A 13,929-nucleotide genomic window follows, 5' to 3' on the forward strand; every position below is an offset into this window, starting at 1 on the left:
CGCGCCCTCCCCCGGCCCGTCCAGTATGGCGACCTATCTGCCGACTTTGTATGGCGCAGGGCGCGAGCCGGGGCCGAGCCGTGACATGGCGCGCACAATGTGTTTGGGCGGGAGTTGCCAGCGCAGACGTGCGGGAATACAGCGCAGCAAGGTGCCCGTGACACGCAGGCGCCGCGTCACCGCGGCGGTCGGCGGGGCCGCCCTGCCGTACAACGCGTGGGCGTACGGCGGCAGAGAGGCGTACGCCAGATGCGCCACGCGCCGCCACAACAGTGCGCGCGCCGGGACGAGCAACGGGTGGGTCGGCGGACGCACCAGGAAGTCGTCCACCTCGCGCGCCTCGGGCCCCGCCGCCAGTTCTGGCAGCACCTTCTCGAAGTAGGCCGCCAACTCCGCCTGATTCGCCGGTGCATCGGCCGGGTCAAGGCCCACCAGCCGGGCGCTGACGCGATGTTCACCGATGTAGCGGTCGGCCTGCGCGTCCGTGAGACGGAACCCTGACCGGCGCAGCACGTGCAGATAGGAGTCGATCTCCGCGCAGTGCACCCACAGCAGCAGCTCGGGTTCGTCGATCCGGTACCGCTCCCCGGTGTCCGGGTCGGTGGCCTCGAGCATCGTATGGATCTTCCGCACCCGCGCGCCCGCCTTCTCGGCGGCTTCGCCGGTGCCGTACGTCGTCGTCCCGACGAAGTTCGCGGTCCGCATCAACCGGCCCCAGGCATCACGCTGGAAGTCCGAGTTCTGTATGACCCCGCGCACCGTGCGCGGATGCAGGGCCTGGAGATAGAGCGCACGGATCCCGGCGACCCACATCATCGGGTCGCCATGCATCTGCCAAGTCACCGAGGAGGGCCCGAAAAGCCCCGGGTCACCCGCCTGAAAGGCCTCCACACCAGCAGTGTGACCAGGATCGCCAGTTGGCACTAGGGGACGTTCATGACCTGTGCTGATGCCACCCAGGTTCTGCGACTGGAAGGACGGATTCAGAGAGATAGTCGGCACTTTGGTACAGCGCAGGTCGCAAGGTGTACCAACGCTGGCGCGGCCCGAGGCACTGAGCATCACGACACGCCGTTTGCGGCAGCAGTACGCAGTCGAGTTACCGAATGACGTCACTGAATGACGCGCTCGCCCGGCGTACCGCCAGGAGCGCGACGCGGATGTCCGCCGCCGCCCGTGGATCGGACAGCGAGCGGGCCGTGAGCTCCTCGACGCGCCGCAGCCGGTAGCGGACGGTGTTGGGGTGGACGAACAGGCTGCGCGCCGCGTCGGTGGCGGAGCCTGCGGCGGCGTACCAGGGCTCCATGGTCTCCGGCGGGCACTTCCGCGGCCGGGAGATCGAGCAGGGGCTGGAGGACCACCTCCACCAGGTGCGCCGCCTCGGCCGGGGCCACGGCGACGATCACGGCCAGCGGGTCGTCGTCGAACCGCGCGACGCCGGGGCCGGTGCCCGGGAGGCCGGCCAGAGCAAGACGGACGAAGCGCAGAGCCCGTGGGGTGTCCCGCAGCGAGTGGAAGCACGGGCCGATGCCTACGCGGGCGCCCGCCCGGCGCAGGATGCGCAGACAGGCGTGACCGTCCGCGCCGGCGCCTCGCTCACCCTGATCCCCCGCTTCGACCCGCAGACCGTCCTGGACGCCATCGCCCGCGACCGGGCGACGATCTTCGAAGGCGTACCGACCATGTACGCGGCGCTGCTCCAGCACCCGTCGCAGGCCGACGTGTCCACCCTGCGGATGTGCGTCTCCGGTGGAGCCTCGCTGCCGGTGGAGATCCTGCACGGCTTCGAGCGCCGCTTCGGCTGCATGGTGCTGGAGGGCTTCGGCATGTCCGAGACCAGTCCCGTCGTCACCTTCAACCACCCCGACCGGCCGCGCAAGGCCGGGTCCATCGGCACCCCGATCAAGGACGTGGAGGTGCGACTCCTCGACGACAGGGGCCAGGACGTGGCCCCCGGCGAGATCGGCGAACTGGCCGTCCGCGGGCCGAACGTGATGAAGGGTTACTGGAACCGCCCCGAGGAGACGGCGGCCTCCATCCCGGACGGCTGGCTGCGCAGCGGAGACCTCGCACGCCAGGACGACGACGGCTACCTCTACATCGTCGACCGCAAGAAGGACATGATCATTCGCGGCGGCTACAACGTCTACCCGCGCGAGATCGAGGAGGTGCTCCACGAACACCCGGCCGTCGCGCTGGCCGCGGTGGTGGGCGTGGCCGACGCACATCTGGGCGAGGAGATCGCTGCCGCGGTGGTGCTGCGCCCCAAGGCCCAGGCAACGCCCGCCGAGCTCCAGCAGTTCGTCAAGGAGCGCGTGGCGGCATACAAGTACCCGCGCCAGGTGTGGCTCGTGGACACGCTGCCGACCGGCCCCAGCGGCAAGATCCTCAAAAGGGAGATCACCGCGCCGACGCTCCGGACGGGCTCTGTCACATTGACCGACCCGGTGGGATGATCTTCTGGTTGATCAAGGTGGGAGGGCGCCCCGACGAGGCCGGTCGCGGCGCTTGGCGTCCGCGACCGGCCTACGGGCGTGCCCAGTGGGGATTTCCGCTAGCTGGTCTTCCACTTCTGGTTGTCGCCGCCCCAGCAGGACCAGAGCTGGACCTTGGAGGTGGCCAGGTCCTTGTCCAGGCACAGACCGGACTTTACTGAGCGGATCGTGCCGTCGGAGTAGAACATCCACTTCTGGTTGTTCTGCCCGTTGCAGTCGTAGGTGCCGACCTCGGTGGCGTTGCTCGTGCCTTCGCGGTAGGCGTCCAGGCATTTCGTGCCGCCGTAGACGGTGAGCTGCCCGGAGGGCGTCAGGGTCCACTGCTGGTTGGCGCCGCCCGAGCACTGGTCGTAGACCTGGACCTGGACGTTGTCGTGGCTGACATAGGGGACGTCGAGGCAGCCGTTGCCGTCGACGTTGCGCAGGATGCTCGTGTGTGAGCCGGGGTCGGTATCCCAGGCACGCTTGACGGCGTCGATACCGCTGATGTTGCGGATGCCCACCGTCAGGTCGGCACCGCTGCCCTTGAGGTCGAAGAGCGAGTAGTAGTCGTGGTCGGGGTACTCCTGGTACTTGCCGCCGACGGCAGGCCAGTAGACCGCGCCCATGCCGAGTTCGTGGACGGTGTCGGTGTCGGCGCGCAGGTACCGCACGAAGTTGTCGGTGCTGTTGGCGTCGTTGTAGTCCTTGCCGGCGTCTGCCCCTGCGCCGTCCATCGGCGCGCCGAACTCGTCCAGGATGGTGCGCTTGGCGCAGGTGCCGACCTTGCTCTTGAAGTCGGTGACCCACTCGCCATAGGTCCTCGCCGGCTTACCGAAGGCGTAGTGGTGGAGCGAGAGGTAGGTCCCGTCGAGGCGGGAGTCGGCGCACACGCTCGTGACGTAGTCGTTGTAGCCGGGCCCGCTCACGATGATGCGGTTCCTGGGGACCGACGGGCGGTCGGCGATCCACTTGGCGGCGATGTCCGCCCACTCGGTGGCGCTGTGCCCATGGGGCTCGTTGAACGGCTCGAAGTAGACCAGGCCGTTGGACCCGTACTTGTCCGTCACGGCCTTCCACATCGACTTGAACGCGTCCGCGTCGACGACCTTGCCGTTCCAGCCGGGCCCGTCCGGTTTCCCGTCGTTGTTCTTGTCCTCGCCGTCCCCTTCCCAGTAGGAGAGGATGACCTTGAAGCCCTTGGCTGTCGCGGCATCGATGGCGCCGGCATACCTGTCGCCCCACGTCGTGCCCGGGACGGAGTGGCTGTTGATCGGCAGCCGTACGGTGTTGGCGCCGAGCGTGCTCTGGAACCCGCTGAGGATGGCGTTGGCCTTGACCTTGACGGTCTCGTAGCTGTCGGATTCGTTCAGCCCCTCGGGGACAACGGCGCCGTAGGTGAAGTTGTCTCCCACCCTGGCCCAGTTCACGCCTTGGAACTGGCCGGCGTCCAGCGTGGAGTCTTCGGCGGCGGCCGGTGATGCGCCGGACAGGGTACTGATCGACACGGTGATCAGCCCGGCCAGCAGACCAGTTGCCACGCGGTGCAGGGCGCGCGTACCTGTGGGAGGGGGTGAGGTGGAGTGAGAACTGGGTCGGGTGGGCTGGTAGTTGAGCATGTCGTGTCCCTTCTGTGCTCGCGGCTCTGTGCAGACGGCTCTGTGCAGGCCGCCGATCGAGGTGGCGCGGACGGGTGCCGAACCGAAGGCCGACTTCGTTTGAGCCGTGGCAGCTGTCGGCTCAAGGTGGGTCCGCTGGAGTCGGCTTCGCCTGTGGTGCCTGACGGCGTCGTCGTCCACCACTCTCGGCATCGGCTGGTTGTGTGGCACTGCTGTCGCGGACTTCGAGTAGCGGGGGCCCTTACGCACATCTCGATCACCGGCCGGAATGCTGCGGCTCTCGGTCAGGCAATGCGCCGTTGGAACTGTTGGCTCCAGCAAGTGCCGCAGGTGTACTGGGTGATCACTCCGTGGGCGTGCGGCTGCACGGTTACGGCGCCTTCGGTGGTGTCGGTGGACCTTTGTCGATGGCGGTGAACTGCGTTCCATTGGTCGCCCTCTGGACTGGGCCAGCCTGGGCGAGGGCACCACCGACAACCAGTGCGAGTACTCCGCTGCCGCGCCTTCGGCACTGGTCGGACGCCTTCGAGCCCAAGGTGACGGTCTTCGGGTCACTCGCCGTCCCCCTGCCACCGCAACAGCGCGCGGCGGTCGGGGCCGGGACAGGAAAGACCGGGGAAGAAAGCTGCATGACGACTCCTGGGGCAGAGAAGCGGGCCCTTGGGATGCAACCCACGAGGGCACAAGTTCGATCAGAAGCAAACGAGACCAAACGGAGGAGGGCCCATAAGATCCGTTCGGCTTGTCGAACGTCAAGAGTCGTGCATCGGCTTTTTCCGACCCTTACGAAAACCGGTAACCTGGAGAAATCGCTTTCCGCGTGCGCTCGTTGATGGATCCCCGCAGGCAAGAGGTGATGGATGCGCCCCCATGACCCGCATCGGCCCGCATCGCGCACCAAGCGAGCAACTGCGAGAGATGCCGGCGACTCTGAGGTTGATTCAGGTTCATCCACCCGGTCGACACTCGGAGTCGTCGGACTGTCGAGCGAGGGGCTTCGCGGACACGACACCCGTACGCACACCCCCACATCGTTCGGTATATCGGGCGGCATGCGGAATGCAGTACAGCTCCGAGCGTTTCGAAGAGACTTCTTCCAACCCCTTGCAGAAGCCTCGCGGAACTCCTAAGTTTCCCGGTCGCAGCACCGTTTGAGCCATCTCATGTCGGGCCGCAAGCGCGGCAGCCGATGTCCACGGGCAACAACTTCAACAAGAGCCACGCTCAGCCCCGCCAGCCAAGGAGGCGTCCGACTGACACCGCGCGCCACCCGAGTTGACGCTGTGGACCGGCCACGCCAGAACGTTGCCGATTCACGGAAGAAGACGCGGGCAGTAAATGGACACCCTCCGAGCCGATCCGGGCAGGATCCTTGCCCCCGCTTCGGCCGGACATCCCCTCTGCCTGCTCAAATGCGGAAGTCGATACGGGCTCAACCGGCTCGGAACGCATGACGCTCTCGCCTGGTCATGCGACTGAGAAATCCTGTAGAAGCTCTACATAAAACCGAACCTAGCGGGCCCCATCACCGCGCGACGCGGTCTTCGTCCCTCCGCCCTGAAACCTCGTGAGGGATCCCACAAGCGGGGCGACAAGTAGCGCCCGGACGTCGCGGGAGCTATCGTCGGATAGTAGAACGACCGGTCTTCCTACCTCTGGAGGGATCGATCGGACTTCCCAGCTGGGCTGCCTCCAGGCGGAGACATGCCGGGAGGTCGCCGGTGTACGTCGAAGAGAGATCAAAAGTTCCGTGAAACCAATCCGCGCCCCAGCCCGGCCGGGGCCCTGCACAGAGTCGCTGCTCGATGGCGCCCCGACGGGGTCAGCCTCCCGACCGGATCAGCCGGACCGCGTCCAGGAGGGTCTTGTGGGCGGCCGTCGAGTCGTCGAGGTAGCCGGCTGCCATGGCGCCGTCGTACAGCATCAGCAGCGCACCGGCGGCCGACTCCGGGTCGGCGTGGCCGAGCCGGGTGAGCAGGTCCTGGAAGAGGGCGCGGATCCATTCCCGGTGGGACGTCACCAGGCCCCGGATCGGATGGTTGGCGTCCGGGTACTCGGCGGCGGCGTTCAGGAACGGCGATCCGCGGAAGCCGCGTTCGCGGGCGTGCTCGGCGATCGCCTCGAAGATGAGGTCGATCGCCTCCGCGGGCGGATGCGCGGCGGCCAGCGGTTCGGCCACCTCCTTGTAGTAGGCGTCCTTGGTCAGCAGGTAGGCCACGACCAGGTCGTCTTTGGAGGCGAAGTGGCGGTAGAAGGTCGCCTTCGTCACGCCGGCCTCGGCGATCAGCCGCTCCACGCCGATCGCGCGGACGCCCTCGTAGTAGAACAGCCGGGACGCGGCCCGGACCAGGCGTTCGCGAGGAGGCAGGTTTGCCTCGCTCGTGCTGTCCTGACGCCTGGCGTTGGTTGTCTTCTGCCCAGTAGTACTCACTTCCCCATTCTGCCCGTGGCCCAGCTCTGAGTGGCCTCCACCCCCTTACGGCCGCACCAGCGCTGTCACTCCCTGCCCCCCACGGCATCCCCTACGGCCCGCAACGGCGTGGCTGTTCATCGAAAGGTTTTAACCATGACTCGTCGTCTCGAAGGAACCGCCGCCCTGGTCACCGGGGCCTCCAGCGGCATCGGCCACGCCACCGCCCTGCAGCTCTCCGGCGAGGGTGCCTCCGTGGCCCTGGTCGGTCGGCGCGAGGACCGGCTCACCGACCTCGCCGCGCAGATCACGGACGCCGGCGGGAAGGCCCTGGTCGTGCCCGCCGACATCACCACCGCCGAGGCCGCCGCGGAGGCGGTCGAGCGGACCGTCGATGGTTTGGGCCGCCTGGACATCCTGGTCAACAACGCCGGCCTCATGCTGCTCGGCCCCACCCCCGGCGCGGACCTGAACGACTGGCGGCGCATGATCGACATCAACCTCATGGGCCTGATGTACACCGCCCACGCGGCCGTCCCCCACCTGGTGAAGGCCGCCGCCGACGGGCCGCGCCAGGTCGCCGACGTCGTCAACATCAGCTCGCTCAACGGCCGCACCGCCTACCCCATGATGGCCGTGTACAGCGCCAGCAAGTTCGGTGTCAACGCCTTCAGCGAGTCGCTGCGCCAGGAGCTGGCACGCCAGCACGTCCGCGTGTCCGTCGTCGAGCCGGGCAGTGTCGACACCGAACTGCGCACGCACAACCCGGAACCGGTTCTGAAGGCACTCGCCGCCGGTCTGGGTGACATCGAGCGGCTGCAGAGCCAGGACATCGCCGACGCCGTCGGCTACATCGTGACCCGCCCCCGTCATGTGGCCGTCGGCGAACTGCTCGTACGCCCCACCGAGCAGGCCTGACCACCCATTCCGAGGCCAACTCCCTGACACCCAAGGAGTCGTGATGGCGGCCCGCGTTCCTGTCGCAGCAGCCGACACCGTCGTCCGCGTCTGCCTGCTGCTCGCCACCGCCATCGCGCTCGGAGACGGCCTGCAACTGTTGGCGCAGGGAAGCCCCGCGGACGCGGACAACGTGCACCGCTTCATGGCGGGCGTCTACATTGGCTGGGCTCCCCTGTTCTTCTGGGCGGCGGCAACGATCCACCGGCAGGGAGTGCTCGTCTACTTCCTGGCAGTCCCGATCTTCCTCGGAGGCGTGGGCCGACTGGTGTCCTTCGCCCAGAACGGCATCCCCAGCCCGGTGGGAGTCTTTCTCGCCTCCGCCCTCCTGGATTTCACCCTCTCGATCGTCATCGTCCGGGCGCACAGCACCGCACTCAGGTCCAGACGAGTGGCGGTGGCTGCCTGAAGCACCCGTCGTGGACGGCCCTCCCGGTCGCACATCGGGTCGAGGTGGGCCTCGTGGCGCTGGAGAGCGGCTCACGGGTCTGCGGCGGCCAGTAGGTGCTCGCGGACGAGTGTCGTGTGCGGGTTGGTGGAGCTGCCCGGACGATGCGCAAGTCAAGGCTCGGCGCAGGTCGGGGACGGTGATCGCGGAGAAGGAGACGTGGGAAGAGTGAGACGGAAAAGGATTCTGGCGGTGGTGACCAACCAAGCCACCTACGGGGCGAGCACGCACCCGACCGGCCTGTGGCTGGCTGAACTCGTCCACTTTTACGACAAGGCGGTGAAGGCCGGCCGTACTGTGGATGTGGTGAGTCCGGCTGGCGGCGAGGTACCGCTCGACCCTCGAAGCCGGGGCCGGTTGTTCGTCGACCGGGCGGTTCGCGGATATCTCGATGACCCGGCCTTCATGGCCACCCTGAAGTCCACCACTTCCATTGCCGACGCAGATCCGGACGACTACTCCACGATCTTCTTCACGGGCGGCCACGGCACCATGTGGGACTTCAACGACAGCGCCGACCTGCAGCGAACCGCCCAGGCCATCTACGCCGACGGCGGCATCGTCTCCTCGGTCTGCCACGGCGCCTGCGCCCTCATCAACCTCCGCGACGCCGACGGGAACCCGCTCGTACAAAACCGCACCGTCACCGGCTTCTCGACGGTCGAGGAAAGGCTGGCCGGGGTGAAGGACAGGGTGCCGTTCCTGCTGGAGGACGAACTGCGCGCCAAGGGCGCCAAGTATGTGCGCTCCACTGTCCCGATGACACCGCACGCCGTGCGGGACGGCCGCCTGATCACAGGACAGAACCCGGTCTCCACCAAGGCCGTCAGCGACCTGATTCTCGCTGCTTTGGCCGAGACCGAATAACCCGTACGGCCACCTGGGCGCCCGCGTCGTCACCACTGTCCGCGGCCCCGAGCGGGCCGCTCAACGCTCTGCCGCAGTCGACCCAGCCGGAGGCTCGCAAGGCGCATCAAGGCATCCACAACGCCAGGGACCGCGAGGCGTGCTCCAGGCGATCACGAGGTGCGCCCGCCCCGACAGCGCGAAGTTCCCCAAGGGGTCAAGAAATCACCGATGACGGGGCCGAGTTGCCGGCCTGCACCATCCCCGACGAACACTGATCCGTCCACGGACTGCCGACCTCGTCGAGTCCACCTTCGCCACCGTCCGCCTGAGCGCGAAGATCATTCGCGGGACTCCGGTCGGCCCTCCGGTCACCGCTCGATTGCTCGGCGGACCAGCACCCGCGCAGCGCGCGCATCAGCGCGGGAAGACGACCGTCAGCAGGCGGAAGAGTTCGGCGCGCTCCGCGTCGGACAGCTGGTCCAGGCCGGTCTGGGTCTGCTCCATCCGCTCGCGGATCGTGTCGATCGCCTTCTCGCCCACCTTGGTGAGGGCGACGTTCTTCACGCGGCGGTCGGTGGCGCTGACCTCACGGCGGACCAGGTCCCGCTTTTCGAGCCGGTCGATGATCCCTGTCATGTTCGACGCATCACAGGCAAGTGTGTGTGCGAGGGAGCGCATCGAGGCCGGCGCGCGACGCAGCACCGAGAGGGTCTTTGCCTGGCTGGAGGTAAGGCCGAGGTCGGCGGCGGCTGTCGTGAAGTCGGCGTAGTGCGTACTGACCGAATGGGCGAGCAGCTCCATGAGCTGCGCCTTGGACGGAGTGGGGGACATACGCCGAGGGTACCGCGAAAAGCTTGAGTATCCCAAACTTTGACATCCACCAGCTCTTATTGTTTGATGTCCTCAAGCATCGAGTACCTCAATGGTCTGACTCCTCGACCATCGATGCATCCATCCTTCGGGCACCCCTTCCACCGGAAAGAAGACCGTGAAGTCCTCCCTTGCCACCGCGCCGGAGCGCCGCACCGGCAGCCTCAGCCTCGTCCTGGTACTGGGCCTCGCCGCCATGGTCGTGTCGATGATGCAGACCCTGGTCATCCCGATCCTCGGCATCATCCAGAACGACCTCGGCGCCACCACTGCGCAGGTCAGCTGGGTCACCACCGCCACGCTGCTGTCGGCCGCGGTCTTCACGCCGCTCCTCGGCCGCTTCGGCGACCAGCACGGCACGAAGCCGGCCCTGCTCGGTGTGCTGGTGGTCATGGTCGCCGGATCCGTGCTCGCCGCGACCACGAGCTCCGTGCTCTGGCTCATCGTGGCCCGCGTGATGCAGGGCGCCGCCACCGCGATCTTCCCGCTCGCGCTGTCCGTGCTGCGCGCCGAGGTCGAGCCCGCACGGCTGCCCGGCGCCATGGCCCTGGTCAGCGGGACTCTCGGGTTCGGCAGCGGCCTCGCCCTGGTGAGCGCCGGACTCCTCTCCCAGGGCACCAACCCCGACTATCACCAGGTCTTCTGGCTGGCCGCCGCCCTCGCCACCGCCGCCCTCATCGCGGTCGCCCTCGCCGTACCCGCGCCCCGCACCCGGACGGGCGGGCGCACCGACTGGCTCGGCGCCACCGGCCTCGCCCTGCTGCTCGTGCTGTTCCTGCTGCCCATCTCGCAGGGCCACTCATGGGGCTGGACCTCGGCCCGCACGCTCGGCCTCTTCGTCGGCGCCGCCGTCATGACCGTCATCTGGGTCGTGATCGAGCGCAGGGTCCGTGAGCCCCTGGTGGACATGAAGATGTTCGTCCACCGGCCGGTGCTGTTCACCAACCTCGCCGGGCTGCTCGTCGGGTTCGCCATGTTCGCGCAGTTCATCGGCGTCTCCTACCTGGTCCAGACGCCCTCTGACATCGCCGGTTACGGCTTCGGCGCCTCGGTCCTGCGGGCCTCCGTCGTCTACCTGCTGCCCTCCGCCCTCGTCTCGCTGGTCGCCGCCCAGTTCGGAGGCGTGCTGGTGCGCCGCATCGGTGCGCGTCTCACCCTCGCCGTCGGTGCCGTCTTCGGCGTCGTCGGTTTCGCCTGGCTGACCCTCGCCCACGACACCACCGCGTCGGTGATCCTGGCCGGCATGGTCGTCGGCGTCGCCATCAGCTTCGGCTACGCCGCGATGCCCGCCCTGATCGTGGCCGGCGTCCCGCACCACCAGACCGGCATCGCCAACGGCATCAACTCCATCTCCCGCTCCACCGGCAGCGCGATCGGCAGCGCGGTCATCACCTCGCTGCTCGCCTCCAACACGCTCGACAACCTGCCTGCCGGAGTCCCCGCCCTGCCCGCCGAGAGCCAGTACACCCTCAGCTTCGCCCTCGCCGGAATGGCGTTCGTGCTGGTCATCGGCGTGGCCATGGTCGGCCTGGCGATCCGCCGCGCCTCCCCCTCCCCCGCCACCGACACCCCCGCCGCGTCGGGCGACGCCGAGACCACGCCCGAACGCACGGCCGTCACAGTCTGACCGCGCCCCACAGAACGAGGCCGCGACTTTCCGTCCCCCAGGGCCCGACCGGCCTTCCCTCCCCTCCGAACAGGACACGACTGTGACTGACACCAAGGCAGCCTTCACCCCTGACGACACCTTCACCCCCGCCGAAGCCGGCGCGCTGGTGGACCGGCTGCGCGCCACCTTCCGCACCGGCCGTACCAAGCCCCTGGCCTGGCGCCGGAAGCAGCTCATCCGCCTGCGCGACCTGCTCACCGACAACCGCGCGGCGATAGCCGACGCCCTCTACGCCGACCTGCGCAAGAACCGCGCCGAGGCCGACGCCATGGAGATCGACCTCACGATCGTCGAGATCGACGACTACCTGGAGCACCTGGAGGAGTGGACCGCCCCGCAGCCCGCCCCCGTAACGGTGTCCGGAGTCCCTGGCAGCACCGCCCGCACCGAGTTCGACCCTCTGGGCGTCGCCCTGGTCATCTCTGCGTGGAACTATCCGGTCAATCTGCTGCTCGTCCCCGTCGCGGGCGCACTCGCCGCCGGCAACGCGGTCGTCATCAAGCCCGCCGACTACGCCGCCCACACCTCGGCACTGCTGGCCGAGCTGCTGCCCGCGTATCTCGACACCGACGCGACCGCGGTCGTCGAGGGCGGCGCGCCGGAGACCACCGCGCTGCTGGAGCAGCACTTCGACCACATCTTCTACACCGGCAACGGCACCGTCGGCCGGATCGTGATGACCGCCGCCGCAAAGAACCTCACCCCCGCCGTCCTCGAACTCGGCGGCAAGTCACCGGTGTTCGTGGACCGGGACACCGACATCACCACGGTCGCGCAGCGCCTGGCGGTCACCAAGTTCGCCAACGCCGGACAGACCTGCGTCGCCCCCGACTACGTCCTGACCGACCCGGACACCGCGACCGAACTGCAGGCCGCCCTCGCCGTCGCGCTCAAGGCGCTGTTCGGTGAGGACCCGCAGACGTCCGACGCCTACGGACGGATCATCAACGAGCGGCACTTCGACCGGCTGTCCGCACTGCTGGCCTCCGGCCGTACGGTCACCGGCGGGCAGACCGACCGCGCGGACACGTACATCGCCCCGACCGTGCTGGCCGATGTCCGGCCCGACGAGCCCGTGATGCAGGAGGAGATCTTCGGCCCCATCCTGCCGATCCTGACCGTGGCGGACCTCGACGAGGCGATCACGTTCATCAACGAGCGCGACAAGCCGCTCGCCCTGTACGCCTTCACCGAGAACGACACCACCAAGCGCCGCCTCGCCGCCGAGACCTCCTCGGGCGGCCTCAACTTCGGCCTGCCGATGCACCACCTCGCCGTACCGACCCTCCCCTTCGGCGGCGTCGGCGAAAGCGGCATGGGCAACTACCACGGCCGCTACTCCATCGAAACCTTCAGCCACCGCAAGGCCGTCCTCGACGTCCCGCTGAGCTGAACCATCCCGGAAGAAGGCACCCCCATGCAGTACGCCGCCCACGTGGCCAACGACCTCGAACACGAGAGCAAGGAGCACAAACGCATCATGGACGACATGCTGGAGCGGCTCGGCGCCGGCAAGTACATGCTCGTCACCAGCTACCGCAAGAACGGCACCCCGGTCGCCACCCCGGTGTGGGTGGTCCGCGACGGCGACACGCTGGGCGTGCGGACCCCCGCCGACTCCTGGAAGGTCAAACGGATCCGGGCACGCGGCGACATCCTCGTCGGCCCCTGCGACCTGCGCGGCAACCCGACGGGCGAGCAGGTCCCGGCCACCGCCGAGATCACCGACGAGGCGACCGGCGCCCGCTACCGCAAACTCATCGCCCGCAAGTACGGCATCCTCGGCCGCCTCATGATCCTCGACAGCCGGCTCCGGGGAGGGGACAGCACGCTGGGCATCCGTGTGCGACTCACTCCGTAACGGGATGACGCACCGTCAGCTCCGTCATCAGGGGCGGCTTGTCGGATGGCCTGGGTGAGTGCCGTCAGACGGTCACGGCACACAAGAGCGAGCGATCAAAGGGGGTCGGATCATGGAGACAGCGCAGCGTCAGCAGCAGGCGGCACCCGGCACCTTCACCGCCTTCGCCCGCTTCGTACTCTTCGGCGGCGGAGTGGGGCTCGCCTCCAGCTTCGCCGTTGCGGCCCTCGCCTCCTGGATCTACTGGGGCCTGGCCAACGCTCTGATCACCGCGGTGTCCACGCTCCTCGCCACCGAGTTGCATGCCCGTTTCACCTTCGGCGCAGGCGGGCGCGCGACCCGGCGCCAGCACGCGCAGTCGGCCGGGTCCGCGGCGGCCGCATACGCGGTGACCTCCGTGGCGATGCTTGTCCTGCAGCAACTGGTGGCGGCACCCGGCGTGGTGCTCGAACAGGTCGTCTACCTGTCCGCCTCCGCGCTCGCCGGTATCGCGCGGTTCGCGGTGCTGCGCCTCGTTGTCTTCGCGCGGAGCCGCTCGCAGGTCGCGGACATTGTCCGCACCATCCGTCCCGTGCACCCAACCGCAGCCCGCGCCGCGGCACCCGCCGGCCCAGTGGTGCTGGGGCACGCCGCGTGACCGTTCCGCCGGCGGCCCGCCACGCGGGACGGACAACTCGCCGTGGACCGGCGTCCACATCACGCTCCAGCGTCGGGGCCGTTCACCTCGTAGCGTCTGGCGATGCCGCGCCTCTGCTTCAGGCGGTTGATGCAC

Annotated in this window: 13 protein-coding genes; 8 read left to right on the forward strand and 5 right to left on the reverse strand. The window is 68.4% G+C overall.

What is annotated here, in order from left to right:
- Positions 1-33: 33 nt before the first annotated feature.
- Positions 34-831 (reverse strand): oxygenase MpaB family protein, encoded by a 798-nt coding sequence (locus OG390_RS05195; RefSeq protein ID WP_406165338.1) that lies wholly within the window; start codon positions 829-831, stop codon positions 34-36.
- 268 nt (positions 832-1,099) lie between these two features.
- Complete coding sequence (locus OG390_RS05200; protein WP_406165340.1) at positions 1,100-1,306, reverse strand: helix-turn-helix domain-containing protein; 207 nt, start codon at positions 1,304-1,306, stop codon at positions 1,100-1,102.
- Between OG390_RS05200 and OG390_RS05205 the strand changes: the two genes are divergently transcribed.
- Positions 1,305-2,456: an AMP-binding protein gene (locus tag OG390_RS05205; RefSeq protein WP_406165342.1), complete on the forward strand. Its 1,152-nt coding sequence runs from the start codon at positions 1,305-1,307 to the stop codon at positions 2,454-2,456. The two genes, OG390_RS05200 and OG390_RS05205, sit on opposite strands and share 2 nt — an antisense overlap.
- A gap of 98 nt (positions 2,457-2,554) precedes the next feature.
- Here the strand turns inward: OG390_RS05205 and OG390_RS05210 are convergent, their stop codons facing one another.
- Positions 2,555-4,015, reverse strand: coding sequence for a ricin-type beta-trefoil lectin domain protein (locus tag OG390_RS05210; protein WP_406165344.1), 1,461 nt, complete (start codon positions 4,013-4,015; stop codon positions 2,555-2,557).
- A 1,900-nt stretch (positions 4,016-5,915) separates the two neighbouring features.
- Positions 5,916-6,524, reverse strand: coding sequence for a TetR/AcrR family transcriptional regulator (locus tag OG390_RS05215; protein ID WP_406165346.1), 609 nt, complete (start codon positions 6,522-6,524; stop codon positions 5,916-5,918).
- A gap of 135 nt (positions 6,525-6,659) precedes the next feature.
- Between OG390_RS05215 and OG390_RS05220 the strand changes: the two genes are divergently transcribed.
- The 3 genes from OG390_RS05220 to OG390_RS05230 all read left to right on the forward strand — a co-directional run bounded on the left by OG390_RS05220 (position 6,660) and on the right by OG390_RS05230 (position 8,775).
- Entirely contained in the window at positions 6,660-7,421 is a 762-nt protein-coding gene (locus OG390_RS05220) for an SDR family NAD(P)-dependent oxidoreductase (protein WP_406165348.1), read from the forward strand.
- Between the two features lie 43 nt (positions 7,422-7,464).
- On the forward strand, positions 7,465-7,869 hold the full coding sequence (locus OG390_RS05225) for a DUF4345 family protein (RefSeq protein ID WP_406165350.1): 405 nt from the start codon (positions 7,465-7,467) through the stop codon (positions 7,867-7,869).
- A 231-nt stretch (positions 7,870-8,100) separates the two neighbouring features.
- The gene (locus OG390_RS05230; protein WP_406165352.1) at positions 8,101-8,775 is read left to right on the forward strand and encodes a type 1 glutamine amidotransferase domain-containing protein; all 675 of its coding nucleotides are present in this window, start codon (positions 8,101-8,103) and stop codon (positions 8,773-8,775) included.
- Positions 8,776-9,171: 396 nt separating this feature from the next.
- Here the strand turns inward: OG390_RS05230 and OG390_RS05235 are convergent, their stop codons facing one another.
- The gene (locus OG390_RS05235) at positions 9,172-9,588 is read right to left on the reverse strand and encodes a MarR family winged helix-turn-helix transcriptional regulator (protein ID WP_406165354.1); all 417 of its coding nucleotides are present in this window, start codon (positions 9,586-9,588) and stop codon (positions 9,172-9,174) included.
- Between the two features lie 157 nt (positions 9,589-9,745).
- On the opposite strand from OG390_RS05235, the gene OG390_RS05240 reads away from it, so the two are divergent.
- From OG390_RS05240 to OG390_RS05255, 4 genes are all read left to right on the forward strand, one after another.
- Positions 9,746-11,254 carry an MFS transporter gene (locus tag OG390_RS05240; protein ID WP_406165356.1) on the forward strand — a complete coding sequence of 503 codons (1,509 nt, stop codon included), beginning with the start codon at positions 9,746-9,748 and terminating at the stop codon, positions 11,252-11,254.
- Positions 11,255-11,336: 82 nt separating this feature from the next.
- A complete protein-coding gene (locus tag OG390_RS05245; protein ID WP_406165358.1) occupies positions 11,337-12,689 on the forward strand; it encodes an aldehyde dehydrogenase family protein in 1,353 nt (450 codons plus the stop codon).
- Positions 12,690-12,776: 87 nt separating this feature from the next.
- Positions 12,777-13,157 (forward strand): PPOX class F420-dependent oxidoreductase, encoded by a 381-nt coding sequence (locus OG390_RS05250; protein ID WP_406177504.1) that lies wholly within the window; start codon positions 12,777-12,779, stop codon positions 13,155-13,157.
- 112 nt (positions 13,158-13,269) lie between these two features.
- Positions 13,270-13,794: a hypothetical protein gene (locus tag OG390_RS05255; RefSeq protein WP_406165360.1), complete on the forward strand. Its 525-nt coding sequence runs from the start codon at positions 13,270-13,272 to the stop codon at positions 13,792-13,794.
- Positions 13,795-13,929: the final 135 nt, after the last annotated feature.

This window comes from Streptomyces sp. NBC_00996 (genome assembly GCF_045162675.1).
GTDB lineage: Bacteria > Actinomycetota > Actinomycetes > Streptomycetales > Streptomycetaceae > Streptomyces.